Origin of the sequence: Nonomuraea salmonea, from assembly GCF_042428605.1 — a bacterium.
Lineage (GTDB): Bacteria > Actinomycetota > Actinomycetes > Streptosporangiales > Streptosporangiaceae > Nonomuraea > Nonomuraea salmonea.
On the sequence record NZ_JBHMCF010000008.1, the window covers coordinates 21,918 to 48,279 of the forward strand.

At 73.0% G+C, this 26,362-nt stretch carries 32 protein-coding genes; 17 read left to right on the plus strand and 15 right to left on the minus strand.

The genetic code is table 11. The features are described from left to right. Positions 1–28: 28 nt before the first annotated feature. Positions 29–805: a maleylpyruvate isomerase family mycothiol-dependent enzyme gene (locus ACFFR3_RS07480; protein ID WP_345406908.1), complete on the plus strand. Its 777-nt coding sequence runs from the start codon at positions 29–31 to the stop codon at positions 803–805. Positions 806–809: 4 nt separating this feature from the next. Here ACFFR3_RS07480 and ACFFR3_RS07485 read toward each other — a convergent pair whose 3' ends face one another. Next, entirely contained in the window at positions 810–1,283 is a 474-nt protein-coding gene (locus tag ACFFR3_RS07485; RefSeq protein ID WP_345406911.1) for a hypothetical protein, read from the minus strand. Between the two features lie 127 nt (positions 1,284–1,410). Here ACFFR3_RS07485 and ACFFR3_RS07490 point away from each other — a divergent pair, with 127 nt between their 5' ends. The 7 genes from ACFFR3_RS07490 to ACFFR3_RS07520 all read left to right on the plus strand — a co-directional run bounded on the left by ACFFR3_RS07490 (position 1,411) and on the right by ACFFR3_RS07520 (position 6,596). Then, positions 1,411–2,130, plus strand: a complete 720-nt coding sequence (locus ACFFR3_RS07490) for an MgtC/SapB family protein (RefSeq protein ID WP_345406914.1) — start codon at positions 1,411–1,413, stop codon at positions 2,128–2,130. Between the two features lie 74 nt (positions 2,131–2,204). Beyond that, complete coding sequence (locus ACFFR3_RS07495; RefSeq protein ID WP_345406917.1) at positions 2,205–2,597, plus strand: GntR family transcriptional regulator; 393 nt, start codon at positions 2,205–2,207, stop codon at positions 2,595–2,597. After that, complete coding sequence (locus ACFFR3_RS07500) at positions 2,594–3,439, plus strand: ABC transporter ATP-binding protein (RefSeq protein WP_364372722.1); 846 nt, start codon at positions 2,594–2,596, stop codon at positions 3,437–3,439. The genes ACFFR3_RS07495 and ACFFR3_RS07500 overlap by 4 nt, the downstream gene beginning before the upstream one ends. Further along, a complete protein-coding gene (locus ACFFR3_RS07505; RefSeq protein ID WP_345410048.1) occupies positions 3,436–4,398 on the plus strand; it encodes an ABC transporter permease in 963 nt (320 codons plus the stop codon). The genes ACFFR3_RS07500 and ACFFR3_RS07505 overlap by 4 nt, the downstream gene beginning before the upstream one ends. A 90-nt stretch (positions 4,399–4,488) precedes the next feature. Continuing rightward, positions 4,489–5,352 (plus strand): D-alanyl-D-alanine carboxypeptidase family protein, encoded by an 864-nt coding sequence (locus tag ACFFR3_RS07510; protein ID WP_379482818.1) that lies wholly within the window; start codon positions 4,489–4,491, stop codon positions 5,350–5,352. A 31-nt stretch (positions 5,353–5,383) separates the two neighbouring features. Next, positions 5,384–5,956: a dienelactone hydrolase family protein gene (locus ACFFR3_RS07515; RefSeq protein WP_345406923.1), complete on the plus strand. Its 573-nt coding sequence runs from the start codon at positions 5,384–5,386 to the stop codon at positions 5,954–5,956. 40 nt (positions 5,957–5,996) lie between these two features. Then, positions 5,997–6,596 carry a TetR/AcrR family transcriptional regulator gene (locus ACFFR3_RS07520; RefSeq protein WP_345406926.1) on the plus strand — a complete coding sequence of 200 codons (600 nt, stop codon included), beginning with the start codon at positions 5,997–5,999 and terminating at the stop codon, positions 6,594–6,596. Between the two features lie 78 nt (positions 6,597–6,674). On the opposite strand, the gene ACFFR3_RS07525 is transcribed toward ACFFR3_RS07520, so the two are convergent. Continuing rightward, positions 6,675–7,457 (minus strand): SDR family NAD(P)-dependent oxidoreductase, encoded by a 783-nt coding sequence (locus tag ACFFR3_RS07525; protein ID WP_345406929.1) that lies wholly within the window; start codon positions 7,455–7,457, stop codon positions 6,675–6,677. 86 nt (positions 7,458–7,543) lie between these two features. Between ACFFR3_RS07525 and ACFFR3_RS07530 the strand changes: the two genes are divergently transcribed. The 3 genes from ACFFR3_RS07530 to ACFFR3_RS07540 all read left to right on the plus strand — a co-directional run bounded on the left by ACFFR3_RS07530 (position 7,544) and on the right by ACFFR3_RS07540 (position 10,314). Then, positions 7,544–8,389 carry a helix-turn-helix transcriptional regulator gene (locus ACFFR3_RS07530; protein WP_345406932.1) on the plus strand — a complete coding sequence of 282 codons (846 nt, stop codon included), beginning with the start codon at positions 7,544–7,546 and terminating at the stop codon, positions 8,387–8,389. Between the two features lie 67 nt (positions 8,390–8,456). Next, the gene (locus ACFFR3_RS07535) at positions 8,457–9,047 is read left to right on the plus strand and encodes a TetR/AcrR family transcriptional regulator (RefSeq protein WP_364372730.1); all 591 of its coding nucleotides are present in this window, start codon (positions 8,457–8,459) and stop codon (positions 9,045–9,047) included. 46 nt (positions 9,048–9,093) lie between these two features. Next, on the plus strand, positions 9,094–10,314 hold the full coding sequence (locus tag ACFFR3_RS07540) for a cytochrome P450 (protein WP_345406941.1): 1,221 nt from the start codon (positions 9,094–9,096) through the stop codon (positions 10,312–10,314). 161 nt (positions 10,315–10,475) lie between these two features. On the opposite strand, the gene ACFFR3_RS07545 is transcribed toward ACFFR3_RS07540, so the two are convergent. Further along, positions 10,476–10,862 (minus strand): RidA family protein, encoded by a 387-nt coding sequence (locus ACFFR3_RS07545; RefSeq protein ID WP_345406944.1) that lies wholly within the window; start codon positions 10,860–10,862, stop codon positions 10,476–10,478. A gap of 29 nt (positions 10,863–10,891) precedes the next feature. Between ACFFR3_RS07545 and ACFFR3_RS07550 the strand changes: the two genes are divergently transcribed. Then, positions 10,892–11,179 (plus strand): hypothetical protein, encoded by a 288-nt coding sequence (locus ACFFR3_RS07550; protein WP_345406947.1) that lies wholly within the window; start codon positions 10,892–10,894, stop codon positions 11,177–11,179. A 27-nt stretch (positions 11,180–11,206) separates the two neighbouring features. On the opposite strand, the gene ACFFR3_RS07555 is transcribed toward ACFFR3_RS07550, so the two are convergent. The 5 genes from ACFFR3_RS07555 to trpB all read right to left on the minus strand — a co-directional run bounded on the left by ACFFR3_RS07555 (position 11,207) and on the right by trpB (position 16,595). Further along, positions 11,207–13,192 carry an alpha/beta fold hydrolase gene (locus tag ACFFR3_RS07555; RefSeq protein WP_379482819.1) on the minus strand — a complete coding sequence of 662 codons (1,986 nt, stop codon included), beginning with the start codon at positions 13,190–13,192 and terminating at the stop codon, positions 11,207–11,209. An 11-nt stretch (positions 13,193–13,203) separates the two neighbouring features. Continuing rightward, positions 13,204–13,773, minus strand: coding sequence for a TetR/AcrR family transcriptional regulator (locus ACFFR3_RS07560; RefSeq protein ID WP_364372744.1), 570 nt, complete (start codon positions 13,771–13,773; stop codon positions 13,204–13,206). A 63-nt stretch (positions 13,774–13,836) separates the two neighbouring features. Continuing rightward, a complete protein-coding gene (locus ACFFR3_RS07565) occupies positions 13,837–14,592 on the minus strand; it encodes a GntR family transcriptional regulator (RefSeq protein WP_345406961.1) in 756 nt (251 codons plus the stop codon). Positions 14,593–14,601: 9 nt separating this feature from the next. After that, a complete protein-coding gene (gene trpA / locus ACFFR3_RS07570; protein WP_379482820.1) occupies positions 14,602–15,393 on the minus strand; it encodes a tryptophan synthase subunit alpha in 792 nt (263 codons plus the stop codon). Continuing rightward, positions 15,390–16,595, minus strand: a complete 1,206-nt coding sequence (trpB, locus tag ACFFR3_RS07575; protein WP_379482821.1) for a tryptophan synthase subunit beta — start codon at positions 16,593–16,595, stop codon at positions 15,390–15,392. Before trpB ends, trpA begins: the two co-directional genes overlap by 4 nt. Before the next feature lie 192 nt (positions 16,596–16,787). On the opposite strand from trpB, the gene ACFFR3_RS07580 reads away from it, so the two are divergent. Further along, entirely contained in the window at positions 16,788–17,657 is an 870-nt protein-coding gene (locus tag ACFFR3_RS07580; RefSeq protein WP_345406967.1) for an oxidoreductase, read from the plus strand. 113 nt (positions 17,658–17,770) lie between these two features. Here ACFFR3_RS07580 and ACFFR3_RS07585 read toward each other — a convergent pair whose 3' ends face one another. Beyond that, on the minus strand, positions 17,771–18,790 hold the full coding sequence (locus tag ACFFR3_RS07585) for a GlxA family transcriptional regulator (protein ID WP_345406970.1): 1,020 nt from the start codon (positions 18,788–18,790) through the stop codon (positions 17,771–17,773). A gap of 72 nt (positions 18,791–18,862) precedes the next feature. Here ACFFR3_RS07585 and ACFFR3_RS07590 point away from each other — a divergent pair, with 72 nt between their 5' ends. Then, positions 18,863–19,627 (plus strand): NAD(P)H-dependent oxidoreductase, encoded by a 765-nt coding sequence (locus ACFFR3_RS07590; protein WP_345406973.1) that lies wholly within the window; start codon positions 18,863–18,865, stop codon positions 19,625–19,627. Between the two features lie 4 nt (positions 19,628–19,631). Here the strand turns inward: ACFFR3_RS07590 and ACFFR3_RS07595 are convergent, their stop codons facing one another. After that, a complete protein-coding gene (locus tag ACFFR3_RS07595; RefSeq protein ID WP_379482822.1) occupies positions 19,632–20,075 on the minus strand; it encodes a rhodanese-like domain-containing protein in 444 nt (147 codons plus the stop codon). 71 nt (positions 20,076–20,146) lie between these two features. Here ACFFR3_RS07595 and ACFFR3_RS07600 point away from each other — a divergent pair, with 71 nt between their 5' ends. Then, positions 20,147–21,121, plus strand: coding sequence for a helix-turn-helix domain-containing protein (locus ACFFR3_RS07600; protein WP_345406979.1), 975 nt, complete (start codon positions 20,147–20,149; stop codon positions 21,119–21,121). Here ACFFR3_RS07600 and ACFFR3_RS07605 read toward each other — a convergent pair. Beyond that, on the minus strand, positions 21,096–21,854 hold the full coding sequence (locus ACFFR3_RS07605) for a MerR family transcriptional regulator (protein WP_345406982.1): 759 nt from the start codon (positions 21,852–21,854) through the stop codon (positions 21,096–21,098). The two genes, ACFFR3_RS07600 and ACFFR3_RS07605, sit on opposite strands and share 26 nt — an antisense overlap. Positions 21,855–21,894: 40 nt before the next feature. Further along, a complete protein-coding gene (locus ACFFR3_RS07610; RefSeq protein WP_345406985.1) occupies positions 21,895–22,632 on the minus strand; it encodes an SDR family NAD(P)-dependent oxidoreductase in 738 nt (245 codons plus the stop codon). 94 nt (positions 22,633–22,726) lie between these two features. Here ACFFR3_RS07610 and ACFFR3_RS07615 point away from each other — a divergent pair, with 94 nt between their 5' ends. Beyond that, the gene (locus ACFFR3_RS07615; RefSeq protein WP_364372768.1) at positions 22,727–23,335 is read left to right on the plus strand and encodes a TetR/AcrR family transcriptional regulator; all 609 of its coding nucleotides are present in this window, start codon (positions 22,727–22,729) and stop codon (positions 23,333–23,335) included. Positions 23,336–23,517: 182 nt separating this feature from the next. After that, positions 23,518–24,978, plus strand: a complete 1,461-nt coding sequence (locus ACFFR3_RS07620; protein WP_379482823.1) for an FAD-dependent monooxygenase — start codon at positions 23,518–23,520, stop codon at positions 24,976–24,978. Here the strand turns inward: ACFFR3_RS07620 and ACFFR3_RS07625 are convergent. The 3 genes from ACFFR3_RS07625 to ACFFR3_RS07635 form a co-directional block, all read right to left on the minus strand. Further along, positions 24,950–25,126, minus strand: a complete 177-nt coding sequence (locus ACFFR3_RS07625; protein WP_345406997.1) for a hypothetical protein — start codon at positions 25,124–25,126, stop codon at positions 24,950–24,952. The genes ACFFR3_RS07620 and ACFFR3_RS07625 overlap by 29 nt on opposite strands. Before the next feature lie 78 nt (positions 25,127–25,204). Next, positions 25,205–25,579 carry a DUF5655 domain-containing protein gene (locus tag ACFFR3_RS07630; protein WP_345407000.1) on the minus strand — a complete coding sequence of 125 codons (375 nt, stop codon included), beginning with the start codon at positions 25,577–25,579 and terminating at the stop codon, positions 25,205–25,207. Positions 25,580–25,650: 71 nt separating this feature from the next. After that, entirely contained in the window at positions 25,651–26,214 is a 564-nt protein-coding gene (locus tag ACFFR3_RS07635; protein WP_364568303.1) for an NADPH-dependent FMN reductase, read from the minus strand. Positions 26,215–26,362 lie beyond the last annotated feature (148 nt).

A 26,362-nucleotide genomic window follows, 5' to 3' on the forward strand; every position in this document is an offset into this window, starting at 1 on the left:
CGACAACCGAGCACCTGGAGTAGGGGCGATGGACACATCCGCATACGTGAAGGCCGCCGTCGAGCAGACCGGCGTCCTCGCCGGCTGGGTCGACGGCAAGGACGCGGCGACCCGGGTGCCGACCTGCCCGGAGTGGGCGCTGTCCGACCTCGTCGACCACGTCGGCGGCGTGCAGCAGATGGTGACCACGCTGGTCCGTGACCGGCTGCTCGACCCGACCCCGGCGTTCGCCGTCGCTCCAGGCCCCGCCGACCCGGCCGAGTGGCGTGCCTGGCTGACCGGCTGCGCTGACGAGGTGCGGCAGGCCTACTCCGCGGTGACCGACGAGACGCCGGTGTGGGATCCGTCGGGCGCCGCCGCGGGCGTGCCGTTCTGGGCACGCCGGGTGTTCGGCGAGGTCTGCGTGCACCGCGCCGACGCGGCGGCGGCGCTCGGCCTGCCCTACGAGCTGGCGCCCGACCTCGCCGTCGCGGCCCTGGCCGACTGGCTGGCCACGATGACCTCGCGCGGCTACTGGGACAACGTCCCGCGCTTCGCCGAGGCGATGCGCGGTAACGGTCAGACCCTGCGCTTCCAGGCCACCGACGCGCCGGGCGCCGACTGGCTGGCCCGCCGCGAGCAGGACGGCGTCGTCCTGGAGCAGGGCGGCGACAAGGCCGACGTCACGGTCAGCGGCCCGGTCACCGACCTCCTGCTCGTGATCACCAGGCGCCGCGCCCTCGACGCGGCGCCCGCGCTCGACGTGCAGGGCGACCGGGCGCTGTTCGAGCACTGGGTCGACCACATGGACTGGGTGGCCGGCTGAGCCGTCACTGGCCGATCATGCGGACCTTCATCACGTACCAGAACGACTCCTCGTACGTGCCGACGATGTTCTTCGTGTAGGTGTAGACCTCGCCGGGGTCGAGCGTCCCGCACGTCCCGCCGTAGACCTCGATCGCGCCCAGCTCGACACCGGCCCCGACCAGCGGCGGGGTGACCTCGCGCAGGCTGTAGGACTTGATGGTGTTGCCGCTGATGGTGATGTCCGGGATGTTGAAGTCGGCGGGGTCCGCGTCGTCGCCGGCGCGCATGTTCACCCAGCCCGCGGGATACAGGTACGGAAGCAGCCGCACCCGGATCTCGTCCTTCCCGTCCGACTCGGCCACCTCGATCGCGTCGAGGTCGTAGAACTCCACCCGGCACGACGACGTCGCCGTGGCCGCCTGCGCCGCCGGTGCGGCCGGCACGGCCACGGCCGTCGTCAGAGCGAGCGCGGCGGCGAGTTTGTACGAGTGTCGCATGCTGCTTCCCCTCCTGGTGAACTGCCTGGAAACGTGCCGCCAGGGTCCGGCAGGACGCGTGAGCCGACCGTGAGAGCCCAGCTCACCGCAGGTGTGCGGACGCGGGAGAGCGGGCAGGGTCAGCGGAATGCAAGTTGCGTTGACGGCTGGGGTGTTCGACGGTCAGGGATGGGGACAACTCGGGGATCTGGGGCTGGCGTTACTGCTGTCCGCCGCGATCGGGCTGGAGCGCGAGATCCGGCAGAAGAGCGCGGGGCTGCGGACGCACACGCTGGTCGGCTTCGCCTCTGCGCTGATCATGCTGGTCTCCAAGTACGGCTTCGCGGACGTGCTGGGCGACAACGTCGCCCTCGACCCGTCCCGGGTGGCCGCGCAGATCGTGTCCGGCATCGGCTTCATCGGCGGCGGCCTGATCTTCGTCCGCCGCGACGCGGTGCGCGGCCTGACGACCGCCGCGGTGGTGTGGCTGACCTGCGCGGTCGGCATGGCGGCCGGGGCCGGGCTGTGGGTGCTGGCGATCGCCGTGACGGTCGGGCACTTCCTGGTGGTGTTCGCGTTCACCCCGCTGACCGGCCTGCTGCCGCGCTCGAAGTACGCGCAGACCCCGCTGCGCCTGACGTACCTGGACGGGCGGGGCGCGCTGCGGCGGGTGCTGTCGGCGTGCACGGACAAGGGGTTCGTGATCGCGGAGCTGACCGTCGACCGCGAACGCCGGGAGCAGGGCGGCGTGTCGATCTGGCTCGTGGTGCAGGGCCCGGGGTCGATCAGCGACCTGGCGAGCACGCTCATGGACATCGACGGCGTGCTGACGGTCGCCGGCACCGACCTCGACGCCTCCGCCTCCTGACCCGTACGAGTTGACAACCAGCGATCTCCTCCATCACCCTTTCACTACTTAAATAGTGAAAGGGTGATTCTGGTTTGATCGAGTTCAACCTGGATCGCGGCTCGGGGGTCTCGACCTACCTGCAGCTCGTGCACCAGGTGAAGCAGGCCCTCCGGCTCGGCACGCTGCGGCCCGGCGACCAGCTGCCGACCGCCCGAGAGGTGGTCGAGCGCCTGGCCATCAACCCCAACACCGTGCTCAAGGCGTACCGGGAGCTGGAGCGCGAAGGGCTGGTCGAGGGGCGGCCCGGGATGGGGACGTTCGTCCGGCAGGGCATCGCGGGCGCGACGCTCGCCGACCACACGCGGCTGCGGCGATCCCTGGAGTCGTGGGTGCGCGACGCCCGCGCGGCGGGGCTCGACGAGGAGGACCTGCGGGCGCTGTTCACCGTGGTCGTGGCCGACGTCGCGAAGGAGGGCGCGGCATGAAACCCGCGCTGGAGGCGACCGGGCTGGGCGTCCGCTACCGCCGTGCGTGGGCGCTGCGCGACTGCTCGCTGTCGCTGCCCGCAGGCCGCGTGGCGGCGCTCGTCGGCCCCAACGGCGCCGGCAAGACGACGCTCATGCACGCGGCCGTCGGCCTGCTGCGGCCCGCGCTGGGCGGCGTGCGGGTGGCCGGCGAGGTGGCGTTCGTGGCCCAGGACAAGCCGCTGTACGACGGCTTCACCGTCGCCGAGATGCTCACCTTCGGCCGCCGCATGAACCGGCACTGGGACGACGCCGCCGCGAGAGACCGGCTCGCCGCGCTGGGCATCCCGCTGGATCGCAAGGCCGGCCGGCTGTCGGGCGGCCAGCAGGCGCAGGTGGCGGTCACCCTGGCGCTGGCGAGCCGGCCCGACCTGCTCGTGCTGGACGAGCCGCTGGCCAACCTCGACCCGCTGGCCCGCCACGACGTGATGCGCTCGATCATGGCGGAGGTGGCCGGGCGCGAGCTGACCGTGCTGCTGTCCTCCCACGTCGTCTCCGACCTGGAGGAGACATGCGACTGGCTGATCGTGCTCAACGGCGGCAGCCTGCAGGTGAGCGGCGACATCGAGGACCTGCTCGACGGGCATTTCGTGCTCACCGGGCCGGAGGAGGCGTCCACGGCGGGCACCCACGTGGTGACCGCGAGCCGTACCGGCAGGCAGGTCAGCCTGCTGGTCAGGGGCGCCCTCCCGCCCGACCCGCGCTGGCAGGCGCGCCGTCCAGGGCTGGGCGAGCTGGTCATGGGCTACCTGCGCAGCCCTGAGTCGGCGGCGCTGCCGGGACTCGCGGGGGTGCGCGCGTGATCTGGGTGACGTGGCGCCAGCACCGGGCGCAGATCCTCGTGACGGCGGGCTTCCTGGCAGTGCTCGGCGTGCTGCTGCTCGGCTCGGGGGTGGAGGCCGGCCGGTACGTCGCCGAGCACGCACCGCCCGGCTGCCCGGGCCCCGCCGTGGCCTGCGGCGACCTGGCCGTGGCGCTCGGGCAGCGCTACGACGCGGTGTACTCGGTGTTCGGCTGGATGCCTCTGGTCGCTCCCGCGCTGATCGGCGCGTTCTGGGGCGCGCCGCTGCTCGGCCGCGAGTACGAGCGCGGCACCCACCGCCTGGCCTGGACCCAGTCCGTGTCCGTGGGCCGGTGGCTGGCGATCAAACTGTCGGTGCTGGGCGGGGCGGTCGTGGCGGGCGGGCTGCTGCTCTCCCTCATGGTGAGCCTGTGGCGGCCGGTGTTCAGGACGGGGATCGACTCCGCGTTCGGCAACATCGGCGTGTTCAACATGGTCGGCGTGGTGCCGGCGGCGTGGTGGCTGTACGCGTACGCGCTCGGCACGCTCGCCGGGACCATGTTCCGGCGGACGCTGCCCGCGATGGCGCTGGTCGTGGCCGGTGTGGTGGTGACCATGTTCACGCTGTTCCAGCTGAGCGACCACTACGCCGAGCCGGCCCGCGCCGAGCTGGCCGGCACGGTGGTGCTGCCCGACCAGGACGCCCGGCTGGTGCGCGGCACCTGGGTCGAGCCGTCGGGCGAAGAGGTGGACGACCCTTCGAACACCGGCTGCCCGCGCCGCCTGGACGCGGGGCAGAGCAGCAGGAACGCCGAGGCGTGGCAGGCGTGCCTGTTCGGCAAGGGCTACCGCTACGCCGTGTACTACCACCCGCCGTCCCGGTTCTGGCGCTTCCAATGGACGGAGGCGGCGATCCTGACGCTGGCCTCGGCGGCACTCGGCGGGCTGGCCGTGCGCCGCACCCTTCGCCGTCCGGGCTGAGGCCGTTGCTACACACCTGACGCACGGTCGCCGCCCGGCGGAGACGCGCTCATCGCGGGCTGGAGACATCGGTGCCGCACGCTGGCCGGCATGCGGAGAATCGTGATGCTTGTGCTGGTGTGCGCGCTGTCCGGGTGCGGGGTCGCCTCCGGGACGGACGTGCCTCTGCCGTGGCCGGACGAGGGGCAGGCCGCGGTGGAGGTGGTGGGCGTGGGCAGGCTGGGTTCCAGCGGGGGCGCCGAGCCGGTGCCGATCGCGAGCGTGACGAAGGTGATGACCGCGTACGTGTTGCTGCGCCGCCACCCGCTCAAGCCGTCCGGCCAGGGCCCGTTGATCACCGTGGACCGGACGGCGGCCGAGGAGTCCTTCCTGCCGCAGGAGTCCACCGTCCCGCTGGTCGAGGGGCGGCGGATCCGGCTGCGGCGGCTGCTCGAGCTGATGCTGGTGCCGTCCGGCAACAACGCGGCCCGGCTGCTGGCCCGGTGGGACGCCGGCTCGGAGGAGCGCTTCGCCGTCCGCATGAACGCCGCCGCCCGCCGCCTCGGCATGAGCGCCACCACGTACACGGGGGCCAGCGGCATCGAGGACAGCACGGTCAGCACCGCGTCCGACCAGCTCAAGCTGGCCGGGGCGGCCATGCGCGACCCGGTCTTCCGCGCGGTGGTGGCACAGAAGGACACCGCCGTGCCGGGCGACTCCGGGCGGCTGCCCAGCACCAACACGCTGCTGGGCAGGCACGGCGTCATCGGCGTCAAGACCGGCTCCGGGACGGCGGCGGGCGGCAACCTGATGTGGGCCTCCCGGGTGGAAGGCCGCCTGGTGCTGGGCGTGATCCTCGGCCAGGCGGCCGGCACCAACCCGGTGGCGGGCAAGGCGGCGGCGCTGGAGGCCGGCGCGCGGATGAGCGCGGCGGTCGAGCAGTGGCTGCGCGCCGCCGCCCCCGCGCCCGCGTGAGCCGCCCCGCCGGGGCGGCTAAGCTGCGCGCATGGCACGGATTCTCCTCTTGCACTCGATGTACGGCCTGCGGCCCGCCGTCCACCAGGCCGCCGACAGGTTGCGGACGGCCGGACACGAGGTGCACGTGCCCGATCTCTACGACGGCCGGGTGGTCGGCACCTCTGAGGAGGGCATCGCGATCAAAGAGGAGATCGGCCGCGACGAGCTGCTCAAGCGAGCCGTGACCGCCGCGGCCCCCCTGTCGGAGCACGGCCTGGTCTACGCCGGCTTCTCGCTCGGCGCCGCGCTGGCACAGAACCTCGCCCTGGGCGACGAGCGCTCGCGCGGCCTGCTGCTCATGCACGGCACCTCCGACATGGCCGACGGTGTGGCGGCCGACGACCTGCCGGTGCAGCTCCACGTCGCCGACCCCGACACCAGCGAGCCCGCCGACTGGCTCAACGCCTGGTACATCCAGATGCGCAGGGCGCGGGCCGACGTCGAGGTGTTCCGCTACGCGGGCGCCGGCCACCTGTTCACCGACCCCGACCTGCCCGACTACGACGCCGAGGCGGCCGAGCGCGCCTGGGCGATCGCGCTGGACTTCGTGGCCGACCTGTGAGACCCGCCGGTCTCACCGCACATCGAGAGGGAGACGGACGATGCCGACCGGCATTGCCATCCGCGATGTCCGCGCGCAGCTGTTCGGGGCGGCCGAGCGGGTGCTGCTGCGGGCCGGGCCCGAGGGCCTGACCAGCCGGGCGGTCACCGCGGAGGCGGGGGTCGCCAAGGGGGTGCTGCACCGCCACTTCGCGGACTTCGACGCGTTCCTCGTCGAGCTGGTACGCGACCGCGTCGCCCGCCTCGACGCCCAGGCCGCCGCGCTCGTCGCCGCCGCGGGCACCGGCACGGTCGCGGGCAACCTCACCGCCGCGCTGATCGAGCTGTTCGACCCGGTCACCGTGTCGATCGCCGGCCTGATCATCTTCCGCGACGAGCTGCGCGCCCGCCTGCGCGAGTCCACGCCGTCCGGGGTCCCGCTGCTGGCCGAGGGGGCCGCCATGTTGCGCGCCTACCTCGCCCGCGAGTGCGAGCTGGGCCGGGTCGCCGCCGACACCGACGCGGCGACGCACGCGCTGACCCTGATCGGGGCCGGGCACCTGCTGTTCGCCGACCGTGCGGCCGGGCCGCCCGAGGAGCAGGCGGTGGCGGCCATGGTCAGCACGGTGATCGCCGACATCGTCCAGCGACGCCTCCTCTGACCGCCCGAGCAAGCCGGGATCAGGCTGCTTCGACCCTCGCGCGGGCCGGGCCGCGTGCGGGTCGGAAACCCGCGCGGGTCAGGCGCCGGCGCCGCCGTCCACCGGGACGATCGCGCCGGTCACCATCGAGGCGCGGTCGCTGAGCAGCCACGCCGCCACCTCGGCGACCTCACGGGGCTCGGCCATCCGGCCGAGCGGGGTCATGGCGGTCGCTTGCTTCTGGACGCCGGGCGTCTTGGCCTCCCATTCGTCCATCATCTTGGTGACGGTGGCGCCGGGGGTGATGCCGTTCACCCGGATGCCGTCGGACGCCCAGCTCACCGCGGCGGTCTCGGTGATGCTGTTGAGCGCCCGCTTCATCGCCCCGTACGCCGGCAGCGCGGGGTTGGCGCGGCGGCTGCCGATGCTGGAGGTGTTGACGATGGCGCCGCCACCGCCGCGCCGCATCAGCGCGGCCTCGGCGGTCATGGCCGTCCAGTGCCCGCGGAAGTTCACCGCGAACTGCCGGTCGATGTCCTCGTCGCTGGTGGTGTCGAGCGGCCCGGGCTGCTGGATCGCCGCGCCGTTGTTGAACGCGCCGTCCAGCCGCCCGTGCAGCTCCTCGACCCGCTCGACCGCCGCGCGGACGCTCGCCCGGTCGGCCAGGTCCACGGCCACGGCGTCGGCGACGCCGCCGTCCTCGCGGATCTCGGCCACGATCTTGTCCAGTACGCCGGCGCTGCGGGCGGCGAGCACGACGGCGGCGCCCTCGCGGGCGAAGAGCCGGGCAGCGGCCTCGCCGATGCCGCGGCTGGCGCCGGTGATGAGCGTCACCTTGCCGGTGAGCAGGCCGACAGGGGCGGAAACAGTGGTGTTGGTCATGCGACCAGTGTCAGCCGGGCAGCCGGAGCGGATGCAGGCACAACCGGTACCAGGCTACGCGGCCTCGCGACAGGCACACTGGAGATATGGACAAACAGGAACTTGGGGCCTTTCTGCGCAGCAGGCGGGAGCGGCTCCGCCCGGATGACGTCGGCCTGCCTTCGGGGCCGCGCCGCCGGACACCCGGCTTGCGCCGCGAGGAGGTGGCGGTGCTCGCGCACATCTCCACCGAGTACTACGTCCGCCTGGAGCAGGGCCGGGCGCCGCGCCCGTCGGGTGAGGTCCTGGCCGGGATCGCCGCCGCGCTGCGGCTCACCGACGCCGAGTCCCGCCACCTCCACGTGCTGGCGGGCACCGCGGAGAGCCGTACCGGGCTGCATCCGCGCGACGTGCGCCCGAGCATCCTCGCGCTGCTGGAGCGGCTGCCGCAGACGGCCGCCTTCGTCACCTCTGCCGCGTTCGAGGTGCTCGCATGGAACCACCTGGCCACCGCGCTCATGGAGGACTTCGGCAAGCTCGCCCCGAAGGATCGCAACGTCGCGCGCCGGGCCTTCCTGCCCTGGACACTGGAGGGGCCCCGCCCGTACGGGATCTCCGACGCCGGCGTCTTCCGCCAGCACGTCGTCATGGAGCTGCGCCGCACCCAGGCCCGCTACCCGTCCGACCCCGAGATCGCCGAGCTGGTCGAGGAGCTGCGTACCGGCAGCCCCGAGTTCGCCCGCCTCTGGGAGCGGCACGACGTGCAGCCCGCGCCCACGCTCTCCAAGACCTTCCACCACCCGGTCGTCGGTTCCGTCACCGTGGACTGCGACTCGCTCGCGCTCACCGACTGCGACCAGCACCTCATCCTCTACAGCGCGCCTCCAGGATCAGCCGACGCCGAGGCCCTGGCGCTGCTGAACGTCCTCGGCCCCGACTACGCGCACCGATAAGTCAACAGCGATTTACATCCGTGGCCGGCCGCCGCTATCCTGCCGGAGTAAACGGAAAGGGACATCGATGACCGGAGGCGGCACCGAGGTCGTCCGGCGCCGCGACGCGGCCAGGACCCGGCAGCGGCTGCTCGACGCGGCGCTCAAACGCTTCGCGCACGACGGCTACGCCGCGACGACCGTCCGCGACATCACCGACGACGCCGGTGTCAACGTCGCCCTCGTCAACCGCTACTTCCAGTCGAAGGAAGGGTTGTTCGAGGCGTGTCTGGAGGCCGCGTCCGAGGAGCTGCGCCGCATCGCCGACCACGCCCCCATCCCTGACGCCATCAGGCACGTCATCACCGCGACCGGCGAGGGGCGGCTGACCGACGTGCTGCTGCTCCTGCTGCGCACGTCCGGTGACGAGCGCACCGAGCGGATGCGCGTCGGGCTGCTGAGGTCCACCAGCGAGGACCTGGCCGCCGCGGCAGGATGGCGGCCCGACGCGCCGGAGGGTGAGCAGCTGATGCTGCGCGCCCAGCTGGTTCTGGCCCTGTCGGTCGGGGTGGCCACGCTGCGGGTCTCCACCGGGCTGCGGCCCCTGGCCACAGCCTCGGACGAGGACCTGGCCGGACCGCTGCGCAAGGCCGTGGACGCGCTGCTGCCCAGGCCGTGAGCGCCGCTTCCGTCACATCGATGAGCCGTGATGAAGGGGGAGAGTCTTGACCATTGACTCCGCTGAGTCCGCTGAGACGCTGCAGACCGCGCGCGGGTGCCCGTTCGCCCCGCCCGAGCAGCACGTGCGGCTGTTGCGCGAGCGGCCCGTCGCCAAGGTCAAGCTGCCCACGGGCCGCGACGCCTGGGTGGCCACCCGCTACGAGGACATCAGGACGGTTCTGAGCGACCCGCGCTTCAGCGCGAACCGCCGCCATCCCGCCGCGCCGCGCCTGGTCAACGACGGCAGCGAGCAGCCCGCGTCCTCGCCGCTGCCGAAGATGATGCTGGAGATGGACCCGCCCGAGCACGGACCCGTCCGCCGGGCCGTGGTCGGCGAGTTCACGCTGCGGCGCATCGCCGCCATGCGGCCGCGCATCCAGCAGATCGTGGACGAGCACCTGGACGCCATGCTGGCGGGTCCGCGCCCGGCCGACCTCGTGCACGCCGTGGCGCTGCCGGTGCCGTCGCTGGTGATCTGTGAGCTGCTCGGCGTGCCGTACGACGATCACGACTTCTTCCAGACCAACTCCGCGCAGCTGCTCAACCGGCGCGCCAGCGAGCAGGAACGCCAGCACGCCGTGCTGGAGCTGGCCATCTACCTCGACAAGCTGATCACCGCCAAGGAGCAGCAGCCCACCGACGACCTGCTCGGCCGCCAGATCGTCAAGCAGCGCGAAACCGGCACGGTGGACCACCAGGCGCTCATCAGCCTGGCGTTCCTGCTGCTCATCGGCGGTCACGAGACGACCGCGAACATGATCTCGCTGGGCACGTACCTGCTGCTCCAAGAGCATCCCGAGGCGGCGGCCGCGCTGCGCGAGCACCCCGAGAAGGCCGAGCACGCCGTCGAGGAGCTGCTGCGCTACTTCACGATCGCCGAGTTCGCGATGGCGCGGGTCACGCTGGAGGACGTCGAGCTGAGCGGCACCGTGATCCCGGCCGGGTCGGGCGTGCTCATGCTGGCCAACGCCGGCAACCGCGACCCCGAGGTGTTCGAGGACCCCGAGCGGTTCGACATCGAACGCGGCGCCCGCAACCACCTCGCCTTCGGCTACGGCGCCCACCAGTGCCTGGGCCAGAACCTGGCGCGGGTGGAGCTGGAGATCTTCTTCAGCACGCTGTTCCGCCGGGTGCCGACGCTGCGGCTGGCCGTCCCGGCCGAGGAGCTGTCGTTCAAGGAGGAGGCCGCGGTCTACGGCATGCACGAGCTGCCCGTCACCTGGTGACCAGCTGCATCGGCAGCAGCGACGCGTTGGCGACGCCGCCACCCAGGATCAGCCCGAGCCCAGGGCGGCGGCGACCTCGTGGCGGCGCGTCACCAGCTTCGCCTCACCAGCTTCGCGTCACCAGCTTCACGTCACCGCCGAGCAGCCACGTGCCCACCTCATCAGCCGGGCCGTCGTGCGTCCACCTCGATCTCGATCTTCATGCGGGGATCGGACAGTCCGCACACCATCATCGTCGCGGCCGGCCGTACGTCGCCGAAGCGGCGGCGCAGCACCGGCCAGCACGGCTCGAAGTCAGCGCGAGCGGGCAGCAGGTAGCGGACCCTCACGACGTCGGCGAACGAGCAGCCCGCCTCGGCCAGCGCCCACTCCACGTTGCGCAGGCACTGCTCGGCCTGCTCGACCACGTCGTCGGAGATCGTCATGGTCGCGTAGTCGAACCCGGTCGTCCCGGACACGTGCACCCGGTCGCCGTCGATCACCGCCCGCGCGTAACCGATCTGCTCTTCGAAGGTGGACCCGCTGAGGATCACGCGTCGTTCCGTCATGGGGCGAAAAGTAGACAACCAGCCGTTATATGTCTAATACGTCGACGAAGGTCGGGCACCCGCTGTTCACCAAGGGGCCCGGCACGGTGGCCCGCACCGCCGCCGGGCGTCAGCTCCTGCCCGCCGCCCGGCGCGGGCTCGGCGAGCTCACCGCCGGCCTGGACGCGGCCCGGCGCATCGGCAGCGGGGCGGCCGCCCAGCACGTCGCGGACCGCATGCCGCCAGGTTTGGCGGCACCGGCGTCCACCCCGCGCAGCCGCTCGATGTCCTCGGGGACCGGGAGGACCGGGGGCGATACGTCCAAGACGCCCGGGTAGATGACGTGATGTCCGCAGGCGTATGGATCAGCGCGAGCCCACCTTGGCTTCGAGGTGGGTGGCGAGTTCCGTGGGGTGGGTGAGCTGCGGGTAGTGGCCGGCGCCGTCGATCGTGGTCACGGGGACGTCCACCGCGGTGGTCAGCGGATCGGCCGAGCCGACGACGATCTCCACGGGCACGTCGACGCGCTCCAGGAGGCGGCGCAGCTCGTCGCGCTGGGCGTGGGCGGCACGCAGGGCGGCGACGACGGCACGGGCGCGGCCGGGGCGGGCCAGGTCGGCCGTGCTGCCCTCCGGGACACCCAGCGTCCTGGCCAGGCGGGCGGCGGGCAAGTGGCGCAGCAGCGGCACCGCCGCCCACGACCGCAGCAGCCGGGAGGCGGGGTTCTGCAGGAACGCAGGAGCCACCAGCACCAGACGGGAGATCGCGCCGGGGTGGGCAACGGCGTAGCGGAGTGCGGGGCCGCAGGCGAACGAGTGCGCCACCAGCACCGGCCGCGTCGTCACCGGCCCCAACAGCTCGGCCATCCACCTCTCCAACGCGCTCGGATCCAACGCCCTCGCGCCGACTCGCCCTGCCCGAGGCCGACCCGCCGTTACCCTCGGACTGGCCTGCTCTGCCCGAGCCCGGCTCGCCGTTGAACCCGGGGCCGCCTGCTCTGCCCGAGCTTGGCCCACCGTTGCCCTTTGGCCGGCTCGCTCTTCCTGAGCCTGGCCCGCCGCGGGGTTTGGCGGTATGGCGGATCTGCCGTGACCCGGGAGGTCGGCGGTCAGGGCCGGGGTGTCGAGGCGGGCGGTGACCTGGGTCCAGGAGCCGGCGTCCAGGGGGAGGCCGTGGAGCAGGACGTGGCCGGGTCGCTCCCGGTCGCCGGTCAGCCAGGTGCGGACGCCTGCCACGTCCTGATAGCCGTACCGGGCGGTGGCTGGCGAGGCGGTGCCGAAGCGGGCCGCCACCAGGGCGTCGGCCCAGGTCGTGAGCACGGTCTCGGTGGGTGGCTGGCTGAGGCCGGCCTTTTCGGCGAAGGCCCGCGCGGGCGCGGTGTCGTAGCGGTCGGCCGACAGGAACGACAGCGTCTCGGGGTCCACACCGGTCAGCGCCCGGGGGAGGCGGCGCAGCAGGCCGACCGGGACCGAGCGCCGGGGCGCTCGCACGCCCATGTGACGGGCCAGCAGCGCTATGAGGTCCGGCAGGACGGGGGTGCGGTCGTCGAGGATCCAGTACGCCCGGCCGGCCGTCTCCTCGTGCTCGGGCAGCCGGGTCATGAACGCCGCGAGATAGCCGACGTCCACGACCGGCACGAACACCTCGCGCCCGCCCGGCAAGGCGGGCAGGCGGCCGTGCCACAGGTCCGCCACCACCGACGCCAGCCCGACGTACTGGCCGGGCCCGACGGCGGTGGAGGGGTTGGCGATGGTGAGCGGGATGCCACGCGCGCGGGCGCGGGCCCGCACCGCCGCGTCACCCTCCTTCTTCGACGCCTCGTACGCCCCCAGCCGCCGGTAGTCGGGCGCAGAGCCGTCCGCAGAGCCGTCCGCGCTGACGCGGTACCCGCTGACGTGCACGACGCGCCGCAGGGCCGGCAGTCCGGCGGCCCAGTCGAGGACGTTGAGCGCGCCGGTCACGTTCGCCGCCCGCGCCTCGGCCACGCTCAGCCCGAACGCGAAGCGGGCCGCGCAGTTGTAGACGTCGCGCACGCCGTCCAGGCCGGTGGGCGGCAGGCCGAGGCCGCTCCGGGTGATGTCGGCGCGGACGACGCTCAGCCCGCCGAGCGGCACGTCCTGACCCGCCAGCCAGGAGGTAAGCCGGTCGGCGTCGCCGCGAACGGCGGCGGCGACCCGCCGCCCACGGCGCAGCAGCTCGGCGACCACGAAACGGCCGATGAAACCGCCCGCACCAAAGACGACGGAGTCCGGCGATCCAGCGGACGGATCAAGAGGGCTGGCAGAGCTGGGCAGATCAAAGGGGCCGGAGAAGTCGGGCTGGTCGAGGGGGCTGGAGGAGTCGGAGGGCACGGGGGTTCTCCTCAGTGGGTGGTGAGCAGGAGGGTGGCGCGGCGGGATGCGGCGTCGAGGGGGCGGCGGGAGCGGCGGGCTCTGGCCAGCAGGAGCGCGCCCTCGATCAGGGCGAGCACGGTCGTGGCGGTGTCGTCGGCGTCGGGGTGGCCGTCGGCGGCGAGCCGGTCGGCCAGGATGCGCTCCCAGGAGGCGTAGACCTCGGCGCACACCTGCTGGAGCACGTCATGAGTGGCCGCCAGCTCCAGCGCGACGGTGGCGACCGGGCAGCCCTTGCGCCACCCGGACGCCTCCAGCCGGTCACCGAGCAGCGTGATCATGCCGGTGAGCAGGGCCGTCGTGTCGGGCGCCGTGGCGGCGAGCCCGTCCACGGCGGCGGCGATCTCTCGCCCGGCCCGCCGCAGCGCCTCGGCGACCAGCTCGTCCTTGCCCCCGGGGAAGTGGAAGTAGAGCGAGCCCCGGGGCATCCCGCTGGCCGCGATCACCTGGTTGAGCCCGGCACCGAAGTAGCCGCCTGCCTCGATCAGCTCCTGGGTGGTGTCGAGCAGCCGCCCGCGCGTCTCCGCGCCTTTACGTCCCATGCCAGAAAAAGTAGACCGGTCTTCATATTTTGACAACTCGGCAAGCCGACGCAGGAGCGCAGGTCAGGTGGTGGCGCCCCAGGTGAGGGACAGGCCGGTGGCGGCGCGTTCGGTGCGGATCTCCATCATGCTGCCCAGGATCGTGGCGTGGTCGGACACCACGGGCGTGGCGTCGAGCGTCGCGGTGACGCGGGTGCTGACCAGCACCGGGCTGCCCTCCGGCTCGAGCAGGTGACGGGCGGCCGCGGCGTCGAGCAGGCCGGGCCGCACCACCTCCGACGCGCGGGCGACCGCCACGCCCGCGTCGGCGAGCGCGGTGTAGAGGGAGACCTCGGTGAAGTCGCGGTCGCGGATGTGGTCGGCCATCGGCCGGCGTACCCAGGAGACCTGGTGGACGGCCGGGCGGCCGGCGAACTCGCGGACCCGCTCAAGACGCAGCGCGCTCTCGCCGGGCGGCAGCCGCAGCTCGGCGGCGATCCTGGCGGGAGCGCGGCGTACCGCCCGGCCCACGACGACGGTGCGTACGTCGTGGCCCTGCTTGCGCAGGTCGTCGGCCAGGCTGCGGAGCGAGTCGAGCTGGTAGGCCAGATGCGGCGGCGCGACGAACGTGCCCTTGCCAGGCCGCTGCACGATCAGCCGCTCGTCGCTGAGCTGCCGCAACGCCTGGCGCAGCGTCATCAGGGTGACCCCGTAGGAGGCGCTCAGCTCGCGCTGCGGCGGCAGCGCCTCGCCAGGGGCGTAGTGGCCGGACCGGATCTTCGCGGCGAGGTCGGCGGCGATGGCGCGGTATCTCGCCTCGTGCCCGGCTTCGGCGGTCATCGTGGTGCATCACTCCTGGTCGAGGGCCTCCCGCAGGCTCGTGACGAAGGCCCGCAGGTCATCCGGCCCCGCACCGTCGAGCACCCGCCGCATGACGGCGGCGCCGACCACCACGCCGTCGGCGTGCCGGCGGGCCTCGCGGGCCTGGTCCGGGGTGGAGATGCCGAATCCTAGCAAGACCGGCAGGTCGGTGACCCGCCTGAGCCGCGCGGCGAGCCGCTCCGCCGAGCCGGCGAGCGTGGCCCGCTCACCGGTGGTGCCCATGAGCGACACGGCGTAGACGAAGCCGCGGCTGCGGGCGCCGATCTCGGCCAGTCTCGGCTCCGGCGTGGTCGGCGAGGCGAGCAGGGCGGGCTCGATGCCGGTCGCCGTAGCTGCGTCGGTCAGCTCGTCCACCTCGTGCACCGGCAGGTCGGGCACGATCAGGCCGGCGACGCCCGCCTGGCGCAGCGCGGCGCAGAACGGCTCGGGACCGGCGTTCAGCACCAGGTTGTAGTAGGTGCTGACGACCAGGGGCACGCCCACGTCGGGCATCACGGCGAGGATGTCGCGGGTGTTCGCGCCTCTGGCCAGCGCGGTCTGGCTCGCCTGCTGGATGGTGGGGCCGTCCAGCGTGGGGTCGGAGAAGGGCAGGCCGACCTCGATCGCGTCCGCCCCCGCTTCGGCGAAGGCGTGCAGGTAGTCGGTCCAGTCAGGTGTGATGCCGGCGGTGACGTACGGCATGAGCAGGCCGCGGCCGGTGTCACGGGCGGCCCGCAGGTGGCGTTCGACCGCTCCGGAGACCAGGACGGAGTCGTTCACAGCAGCTCCTTCAACGTCGCCATGTCCTTGTCGCCGCGCCCGGACAGCGTCATCAGCACCGTCGATCCGGCCGGCAGGTCGCCGTCGGCGGCCGCGCGGATGATCCAGGCGAGGGCGTGCGCCGATTCGAGCGCGGGCAGGATGCCCTCGGTGCGCGCCAGCCGTACGGCGGCGGCGACCGCCTCCTCGTCGGTCACCGTGACGTAGCGGGCCCTGCCCAGGTCGCGCAGGTGGGCGTGCTCGGGGCCGACGCCGGGGTAGTCGAGCCCGGCGGCGATGGAGTGCGCCTCGGTGATCTGCCCGTCGCCGTCCTGGAGGAACAGCGAGCGGGCGCCGTGCAGCACGCCGAGCCGGCCGCGCGCGGCTCCCGCGCCGCCCTCGGCCTCCACGCCGACCAGCCGCGCCGAGGTGTCGGCGAACCCGGCGAACGTGCCGGCCGCGTTCGAGCCGCCACCGACGCAGGCCACCACGTGCTCGGGGACGCCGGTGGGCAGCTCGGCGGCGCACTGGGCGCGCGCCTCGTCGCCGATGACCCGCTGCAGCTCCCTGACCAGATACGGGTACGGGTCGGGCCCCACGACCGAGCCGATGCAGTAGTGGGAGTCGCCGGTGGTGCCGACCCAGTGGCGCATGGCCTCGCTGGTGGCGTCCTTGAGCGTACGGCTGCCCGCGGTCACCGGCACCACCTCGGCGCCGAGTACGCGCATGCGGAAGACGTTCAGCTCCTGGCGTTCGATGTCGCGGGCGCCCATGAACACCGTGGCGCGCAGCCCGAGCAGCGCGGCGGCGGTGGCGGTGGCCACGCCGTGCTGGCCCGCGCCGGTCTCGGCGATCAGCCTGGTCTTGCCCATGCGGGTGGCCAGCAGCGCCTGGCCCAGCACGTTGTTGATCTTGTGAGAGCCGGTGTGGGTGAGGTCCTCGCGCTTGAGGTAGAGCCGCACGCCCAGCTCGTCCGACAGGCGGGCGGCGGGGGTGAGCGGGGTGGGGCGGCCGGCGTGCACGGCCAGCAGTGTGGCCAGCGCGTTGCGGAAGCCGGGGTCGGCCCAGGCGGCGCGGAACGCCTCGTCCACCTCGCGGCAGGCCTCCACCAGGGACTCCGGGGCGTACCTGCCGCCGTACGCGCCGAACCTGCCGCGTTCCTGGGGCTCTTTCATCGTCGTGCCGGGCGGGGCCGGGTCTGTCCAGGGCAGCACGTCGTCCATGCCGAACTCCTCTCGTTATAGAACTCCCCTAAGAGTTCTATAACAGTCAGTGTGGCATGGAACCCACGGGACGCGCCACCGGCCCCTGGGGGACTGGTATGCTGATCAAGCACCTGTCAGCCTCCTCGCCCGCCGCGAGGAGGCTTTTTTTGTGCCCGGAAACCGGGCGAACCCTCTCTGATGGAGATTGAGATGAGTGCGACGTGGCGGCTCGGCGACCTGACCGTGAACAGGATCGGTTTCGGGGCGATGCGCCTGGCCGGGCGGGTCGCCTTCGGGTCCGACCAGCGCGGGCGTGACCAGGCGATCGCGGTGCTGCGGCGGGCCGTCGAGCTCGGCGTGAACCACATCGACACCGCGGCCTTCTACTTCACCGGCGACCTCGCGGCCAACGAACTGATCAGGGAAGCCTTGGCCCCGTACCCGGACGATCTCGTCATCACCACCAAGGTCTGGCCGGCCCGCCACCCGGACGGCAAATGGTGGTGGGCCACGCCCGAGCAGCTGCGCGGCCAGGTGGAGGACAACCTGCGGGCGCTCGGCCGCGACCGGCTCGACGTGGTGAACCTGCGCGTACCCCCGAGCGCGCAGGACGGCTCGATCGCCGAGCACTTCGGCGCGCTGGCCGAGCTGCGCGACGCCGGGCTCATCCGGCACCTGGGCGTCTCCAACGTCACGGCGGAGCAACTCGCCGAGGCCCTGGCCATCGCGCCGGTGGTGTGCGTGCAGAACGCCTTCGGCGTCGGCGCCCCCGCACAGGAGCGCGAGCTGCTGCGCGGCTGCGGCGAGCAGGGCATCGCGTACGTGCCCTTCTTCGCGATCGCCGGCTCCGGCCGCGAATCGGGGACGGGGACGAGCGAGCACGAGGCCGTGGAGGAGGTCGCCCGCGCCCACGGCGCGTCACCCGCCCAGGTCCGCCTGGCCTGGACGCTCGCCCAGGGCCCGCACGTCCTCGCCATCCCCGGCACCGGCGACCTCGACCACCTGGCCGAGAACGTGGCGGCCGGCGCCCTGCGCCTCACCGCCGACGACCTCACCCGCCTGAACGGCCTCAGCGGCTAGGGACCAGCGCGCCCTTCGCACGCGAGCCCGCAGGAGCGGGTCCTGGCTCGAACGGGTCGGCGAGTAACCGCGGGCCCTGGCACGTGCTCTGGCGGGCGCGCCGTGAGCACCGGTCAGGGGCCGCGGAAGGTGGCGCGGTAGGCGGTGGGGGAGACGCCCAGCTCGGCCTTCATGTGCAGGCGCAGTGAGCCGGCGGTGCCGAAGCCCGCGGCGACGGCGATCTCGTCGACGGGCAGGTCGGTGCGTTCCAGCAGCGAGCAGGCCCGCTCGACGCGCTGCCGGGTGAGCCACCGCCCCGGCGAGGTGCCGATCTCGTCGCGGAAGCGCCGGGTGAAGGTGCGCGTGCTCGTCGCCTCCTGGGCGGCCAGCTCGCGCAGCGTGATGGGCCGGTGCAGGTTGGTCAGCGCCCAGCGGCGCGCCCGGCCGGTCGAGGAGATCTTCGGGTCCGGCATCGGCCGCCGCACGTACTGCGCCTGCCCGCCCTCGCGGTGCGGCGGGACGACGGAGCCCCGCGCCACGTCGTTGGCGACGGCCGCGCCGTGGTCGGTGCGGATCATGTGCAGGCACAGGTCGACGCCCGACGCCCCGCCCGCCGAGGTGAGCACGCCGTCGTCGTCGGTGTAGAGCACGTCGGGGTCGACGACGACATCGGGGAAACGCTCGCGAAGCCGGGCGGACGAGCGCCAGTGCGTGGTCGCCCGCCGCCCGGCCAGCAGACCGGCCGCGGCGAGCACGAACGCACCCGTGCAGATGGCCGCGACGCGGGTGCCGGGCCGGATCCGCTCCAGCGCGGCGACGATCGCGGGATCGAGCGGCTCGTCCGGGCGCTCGAAGTCGTGCTCGAAGTCGTTCTCGAAGTCGTCGTGCTCGAAGTCGTTCAGGGAGGCCGGCACGACGACGGTGCCGGCCTCGGCCAGCGCTTCGAGGCCGTGCGCGACGGTGAGGGTGAAGTCTCCGTCGGTACGCAGCTCGCCGGGCTCGGCCGCGCAGGTCACGACCTCGTACAGCGCGGCGCCTTCGGCCGAGCGCGCCTGGCCGAAGAGCCGGTGGACGATGCCGAGCTCGAAGGAGAGCGCCCGGTCACGGGCCAGCACGGCCACCCGGTGCCGCCCATCTCCGGAGAAAACGGACATGGCCCGATCTTCGCACATGTTGTCCATCAGGCCAGTCGTGCGGGCCGGCGCCGCACGACCAGCATGGACGCCATGAACGTCCTCTGGATCCTCGCCCACCCCGAACCGCGCTCGCTCAACGGCCACCTCGCCGCAGAGGGGCAGCGCGCCCTCCGCGCGGAAGGCCACCGCGTCGAGGTGTCGGACCTGTACGCGATGGGGTGGAACCCCGTCGTCGACCCCGCCGGCTACGCCCACGACCCGGCCGAGCGGTTCCAGGTCGCCGCCGCCGCGAAGCAGGCGTACGAGAGCGGCGCGCTGAGCCCCGACATCCGTGCCGAGCAGGAGAAGATCGACCGGGCCGACACGCTCGTCGTCCAGTTCCCGATGTGGTGGTTCGGGATGCCCGCCATCCTCAAGGGCTGGTTCGACCGGGTCTGGCACCAGGGCTACGCGTACGGGCTGCGCGGCCCGGACGGCGAGTGGATCGGCTACGGCGACGGTTTCCTCGCGGGCAAGCGCGCGATGGCGGTGGTGACCATGGGCGGGCCCGGCTGGTTCTACGGCGCGCGGGGCATCCACGGCGCCGTCGACGAGCTGCTGTTCCCGCTGCAGCACGGGACCCTGTTCTACGCGGGCGCGCAGGTGCTGCCCCCGGTGCTGATCTTCGGCGCCGACCGGTTCACGCCCGGCGAGGGCCGGACGGCGGCCAAGGAGCTGACCGAACGCCTGCTCGCCATCCCGGAGACCGAGCCGATCCCGTACCGGACGCAGAACGGCGGCGACTACGACGGGAACCTCGTGCTCCGGCCGGAGGTGGCCCCTGACCTGACCGGGCTGCGGGCGCACACGGCCTGAACCCTCAGCAGTCGCACGTCACGGTCAGCTCATCCCCCTGACGTCGCCTGACTCCGTCGCGGGTGCGGACAGGGAGGCCCTCGCGCACCCAGTACTCGTACCCGCCGATCATCTCCTTGACCGAGTAGCCGAGTCTGGCGAACTCCAGCGCGGCCCTGGTGGAGCCGTTGCAGCCAGGGCCCCAGCAGTAGGTGACGACGACGGCTCCGGCGGGGATCTCGCGTGCGGCCCTGGCCGCGATCTGCCGGGTCGGCAGGTGGATGGCGCCGGGCACGTGGCCCTGCTCCCAGGCGTCGGCGCCGCGGGTGTCCACCACCACGAGGCCGGGCACGCCCGCCTCCAGGTCCTGGTGGACGTCGCTGACGTCGGTCTCGAAGGACAGCTTGGCGGCGAAGTGGGCGGCAGCCCGCTCGGCGGGCGCGGGCGATGAGGAGAGTACGAAGGACATGCGAAGATCCTCGGCCCAAGCGTGTCCACCCGGCCAGTGGCGTCAGTGACGATGCCCGCTAACATTCCGCCATGCCGCGACCCGCGCCGACCGTCTCGGTGCTCGCCTACGACGGGATGTCGGTCTTCGAGCTGGGCATCGTCACCGAGGTGTTCGGCCTGCCCAGGCCGGAGTTCGACGTCCCGTGGTACGACCTGACCGTCTGCGCGGAGACGCCCGGTCCCGTACGCGTCGTCGGCGGGGCCGCCCTGCACACGCCCCACGGCCTCGACGCGTTCGCCGCCGCGGGGACCGTCATCGTGCCGGGCGTGCCCGACGTCGCCGCCGATCCCTCACCCGAGCTGGTCGCCGCGCTGCGCCGGGCCCGCCACCGGGGCGCGCGGATCATGTCGATCTGCTCGGGAGCGTTCGCGCTGGCCGGCGCGGGCCTGCTGGACGGCCGCCGCGCCACCACCCACTGGCGCTACGCCGACCGCTTCCGGCAGCGCCACCCGACGGTGGACCTCGACCCCGACGTCCTCTACATCGACGACGGGCCGCTGCTCACCAGCGCCGGCAGCGCCGCCGGGCTCGACCTGTGCCTGCACGTCGTGCGCAGCGACTACGGCCATGCGATCGCCAACGCGGTCGCCAGGCGGCTGGTGATCCAGCCGCACCGCGACGGCGGGCAGGCGCAGTTCATCGAGGCCCCGCTGCCCGCCGACCCGGCCGACGACCGCATCGCCCGCAGCATCGCGTGGGCCCTGGCGCACCTCGGCGAGGCGATCACCGTCGAGCGGCTGGCCGGGCAGGCCCACATGTCCGCCCGCACCTACCTGCGGCACTTCGCCCGCGCCACCGGCACCACCCCGATCCGGTGGCTGATCCAGCAGCGCGTCCAGGCGAGCCTCGCCCTCCTGGAGACGACGGCCACGCCGATCGAGAAGGTCGCCAGGGCGGTGGGCTTCGACACGGCCGTCACCTACCGCCACCACTTCGCCGCCATCATGCGCACGTCGCCGTCGGCGTACCGGAACGCCTTCAGCGGGGCAGGCGGTCGCCGATGAGGCGGACGGCGCGGCGGACCACCTCCGCCTGGGCCGGGGCCAGGCCGTCCAGGAACGGCTCGACCGCGTCGGCGCGCCAGCCGTCCTGCGCCTGGCCGACCAGCACGTGCTCCAGGCTGAACGCGGCCAGCTCCTCGGCCATCGGCTCCACCCGCGGGTCGTCGGGCTCCGCGCCGGCCAGCTCGTCCAGCCTGCGGTAGAAGTCGTGGCCGCGCGCCGTCAGCTCGGGGTCGGCGGCCAGCGCGTCGAGCACGGTGAACGCCCGCCCGTCCGGCGTCTTGGAGGCGCTGTCGACCAGCACCAGCAGGTCGCGGTCCCAGGCCGCCGACGCCGAGGCCGGCACGTCGATGACCTTGAGGAACGACACCAGGTCGGGGGAGGCGGTGTCGTCCGGGCCGAGTGTGCCGTCCTCGGCCCGGCGCAGCACCTCCGCCAGCCTGGCCCGCCGCAGGCGGATGTCGCGTTCCTGCGCGGCCAGGTCGGCGTCGATCTCGGCGAGGATCTCGGGCAGCTCTCTGGAGCGCTCCTCGGCCATGACGTCGCGGATCTCGTCGAGGCTGAGCCCGAGCCCCACCAGCCGGCGTACGCGGGCCAGGGCGATGGCGTCGCGCATGCCGTACTCGCGGTAGCCGTTGGCCAGGCGCGCCGGCTCCGGCAGGACGCCCTGGTGGTGGTAATGGCGCACGGTCCGGGTGGACACCCCGAGCAGCGCGGCCAGCTCTCCGATCCGCATACCCCCTAGTTAAGACGTTGACGTGGCGTCAAGGTCAAGCTCAGATCTGGTTGAGGCCGCCGTCGACGTACAGGTTGGAGCCGGTGACGAAGCTGCTCTGCCCACTGGCCAGGAAGAGCACGGCGGCGGCGACCTCGTCCGGGCTGCCGAGCCGGCCCAGCGGCACCTGCGCCGCCATGTTCCGCTCGAACGCCTCCGGGTCGTCGGTCAGCCCCGACAGGCCCGGCGTGAGGATCGGGCCCGGCGTGACGGTGTTGACCCGGATGCCGCGCTCCTTCAGCTCGTTGGCCCAGGTGCGGGCGAAGGAGCGGGTGGCGGCCTTGCTGGCCGCGTACGCGCCGAACGCCGCCGCGCCCGAGTCCGCATTCGTCGAGCCGTTCAGGATCACCGCGGCGCCGTCGTTGAGCACGGGCAGCGCCTTGCGGACGGTGAACACCATACCCCGGACGTTGATGCCGAAGATGTGGTCGAAATGCTCCTCCGTGGTCTGCTCAAGCGTGACGAACTCGGCCACCGACGCGTTGGCGAACAGCACGTCCAGGCCGCGTCCCCGCGCGCGGACCGCCTCGTAGAGCCGGTCAAGGTCGGCAAGGTTCGCGATGTCGCCGACCACTCCGGTGGCGTCGCCGATCTCGGCGACGGCGGCGTCAAGCTCGGCCTTGCGGCGGCCGGTGACGAACACGTGGGCGCCCTCGGCCGCCATCCGGACGGCGGTGGCCCGTCCGATGCCGGTGCTGCCGCCGGTGACGAGCGCGGTCTTGCCTTCAAGCAGTTTCATGCCTATGACCTCCTCATACTTCCGCATCAATCGATGCGGAACTCGCACGGTAGCACTTCTGAAGCGATCGATACAAAAGGGGTAGACTGCTCGTGTGGAGACCAGGCAGAGCGGCCCCATCGGCCGGCCACGCGCGTTCGACGCCGACGAAGCACTCGAGCGGGCCATGCTCGTGTTCTGGGAGCACGGCTACGAGGGGGCCAGCCTCAGCAGGCTGACCGAGGCGATGGGCATCTCCACCACCAGCATGTACGCCGCCTTCGGCAACAAGGAGGAGCTGTTCCGCAAGGCGCTGGAGCGCTACACCGAGGGCCCCGGCGGCTACCTCACCCGCGCGCTGGAGGAGCCGACCGCGCTCGGCGTCGCCACCTCGATCCTGGCCGGCACCGTCCGCACCACCACCCGCTCCGCCGGCCCGCCGGGCTGCCTCGGTGTCCAGGGCGCTCTGGCGGCGAGCGACTCGGGGCGCGAGGTGCGCGAGCTGCTGGTCGCCTGGCGCGAGGACGGCTGCTGCCGCGTGCGCGACCGGTTCCAGCGCGCCGTCGAGGAGGGCGACCTGCCGCCGGAGACCGATGTCACGGTGCTCGCCCGCTATGTCACGGCCCTGGCCTTCGGCATCGCCGTGCAGGCCGCGAGCGGCGTCGGCCGCGACGAGCTGCAGGCGATGGCCGACGCCGCGCTGCGCACCTGGCCGCTGTCGTGAAAAGCGTTGGACGGGCCGGTTGCCTGGCTTGTAGCGTGCCGGTGACCGTGACCCGGCCGGAGGAGGTGAGACCCATGAACGCTGTAGCGACGTGGGCGCTCCGCCCTCCCGCCACGGTCGGGCGGCCGACGTAGGTGCCGCCGGGAGCGCCGCCCCGAAGGCACTCCCGAAAGGCACCACCCATGCACGCTTCCCCCTACGACGTCGTCATCGCCGGCTGCGGGCCCACCGGCGCGATGCTCGCCGCCGAGCTGCGGCTGCACGACGTACGGGTCCTCGTCCTGGAGCAGGACACCGAACCCGGATCGATGGTCCGCGTCGTCGGCCTGCACATCCGCAGCCTGGAGCTGATGGCCATGCGGGGCCTGCTCGACCGGCTGCTCCCGCACGGCCGGCGCCGCCCGGCGGCCGGCTTCTTCGCCGCCATCCCCGCGCCCCAGCCCGAGGGCCTCGACTCCCCGTACGCCTACCTGCTCGGCATCCCGCAACCGGTCATCAACCGCCTGCTGGAGGAGCACGCCGTCGCGCTGGGCGCCCACGTCAGGCACGGGCGCGCGGTGACCGGCTTCGAGCAGGACGACGACGGCGTGACCGTCGAGCTGTCCGGTGGCGAGCGGGTGCGCTCGCGCTACCTCGTCGGCTGTGACGGGGCGCGCAGCACCGTACGCAAGCGGCTCGGCGTCGCCTTCCCCGGCGAGCCCTCGCGCAACGACACGCTCATGGGCGAGATGGAGGCCGGCGTGCCGCAGGAGGAGATCGCCGCCACGGTCGCCGCGGTCGCCGGGTCCCACCGGCCCTTCTGGATCAGGCCCTTCGGCGGCGGCGCGACGTACAGCGTCGTCGTCCCGGCGGCGGACGTCAGCGACCGGTCGGAACCGCCCACGCTCGACGACTTCCGGCGGCAGTTGCGTGCTGTCGCGGGCACCGACTTCGGCGTGCACGCGCCGCGCTGGTTGTCCCGCTTCGGCGACGCCACCCGCCTCGCCGACCGCTACCGGGTGGGGCGGGTGCTGCTGGCCGGGGACGCGGCGCACATCCATCCGCCGTTCGGCGGGCAGGGACTCAACCTGGGCGTCCAGGACGCGGTCAACCTCGGCTGGAAACTGGCGGCGCAGATCCGCGGCTGGGCGCCGGACCCGCTCCTCGACACCTACCACGCCGAACGCCATCCGGTGGCCGCCGACGTGCTGGACAACACCCGCGCCCAGGCGGAGCTGGCCTCCCCAGAGCCCGGCCCGCGCGCCCTGCGGCGGCTGCTCACCGAGCTGGTGGCCTTCGACGAGGTCAACCGTCACCTCATCGAGAAGATCACCGGCCTCGCCGTCCGCTACGACTTCGGCCCCGGCCCCGGCCTGCTCGGCCGCCGCCTGCCCGACCTTGAGCTGAAGCGGGGCCGCCTCTACCCCCTGCTGCGTCAGGGCCGCGGCCTGCTGCTCGACCGCACGGAACGCCTCACCACCGGCCCCTGGTCGGACCGCGTCGATCAGCTCACGGATCCGGGGGCGGCCCTGGACGCCCCGTGCGTCCTGCTCCGCCCGGACGGCCACGTCGCCTGGATCGGCGACGACCAGCGGGACCTGGACGACTGCCTCGCGCGCTGGTTCGGCGCGCCCGTCACACCCGGCCGGGAAGCCGGGTGGTGACCTCCTGCGGCACCCAGCCGTCGCCGTCCGGGTGGCTGAACGACAGGGACGAGCCGTAGGGCCGGCCGGCTGGGGCAAGGGCGGCCTTGGCGTTCCTGCCCTGCTCGCCGGCCGGCACCTCGGCGCGGCCGGCGAGCAGGGCGTCCATGGTCCGCTCCGCGAGCTGAGTTGTGAACTGCAACTCAGGTGAGGGCGGGAACGCTTCCCTCGCCGCGCCTGACGTGCCTCACGTGAGCAGGTGGCGACCCTGCCCCACGTCGTACGCCTCCCGCAGCCACCCGGCGAACTCCTCGTCCAGCTGCTCGGGCCCGGTGATGCGGAAGGCATGGACGAACAGGCGTTTCGTGTACGGCGACACGCTGGTGAAACGCGGGTCCTCGACGACGCGCTGCAGGTCCATGTAGCCACGCAGCCCCCGGGCGTCGGGACGGGCACCGGCGAAGCCGCGGCGGGTGCCCTTGAGGGTGATCATGCTCTTGGAGACGGCGTAGGTGAAGGGCCCGAAGCCCTGCGCGAGGTCGATGAAGCGGCGATATAAGGCCACGGACTCGTCGGGCTTGCCGGCCAGGTGATCGTCGATCGTCCACGTGGAATCGCTCATGATTCACTTTTGCACATCCCGCCCCGGCCGGCGGGGGCCCGGCCGGAGCGGACGGCGGGTCAGGCGGCGGGTCAGGCGGCCTGGCGGAGCGGGGCGAGGGCGCGACTCCAGGCCAGCACCTCGTCCAGCATGGTCGACAAGGCCGCCACCTGGTGCTCGCCGGCCGCGAGCTTGGTGAAGCCCTCGAAGTCGGCGAACAGCGACAGCGTCACGTTGGTCCGCACGTCGGCGAGCTTCAGCTCACCGCCGATCAGCCGCAGGTGCTCGGCCGCGCGGGCGCCGCCGACACTGCCGTACGACACGATGCCGAACGCCTTGTTGTTCCACTCCGCGAACAGGTAGTCGATGGCGTTCTTCAGCACCCCCGAGGTGGAGTGGTTGTACTCGGGCGTCACCATGACGAAGCCGTCGAACGAGCGGATCTTGGCCGCCCACGCCTTGGTGTGCTCGTTCTGGTACTGGCCGTAGGCCGGTGGCATGGGCTCGTCGAGGTGGGGGAGCGGGTAGTGCAGCAGGTCGACGATCTCGAAGGTGGCGTCGGGGCGGCGGGAGGCGTGCTCGAGCACCCACTGCGCCACCTGCTCGCCGTTGCGGCCGGGACGGGTGCTGCCGAGGATGATGCCGATACGGGTCATCACGGGGTCCTTTCGAAGGTTCCGATGTGCGAGCGGCCCGTGACGCGGCGTAGCCGGAGCGGCCCTGGAGGCAGGGCGGTGGCGGGGGGAGACGTCGCAGGTCGAGGTGGGCGTCATGCGCTGCGCCGACCTCGCACTACTGACTACA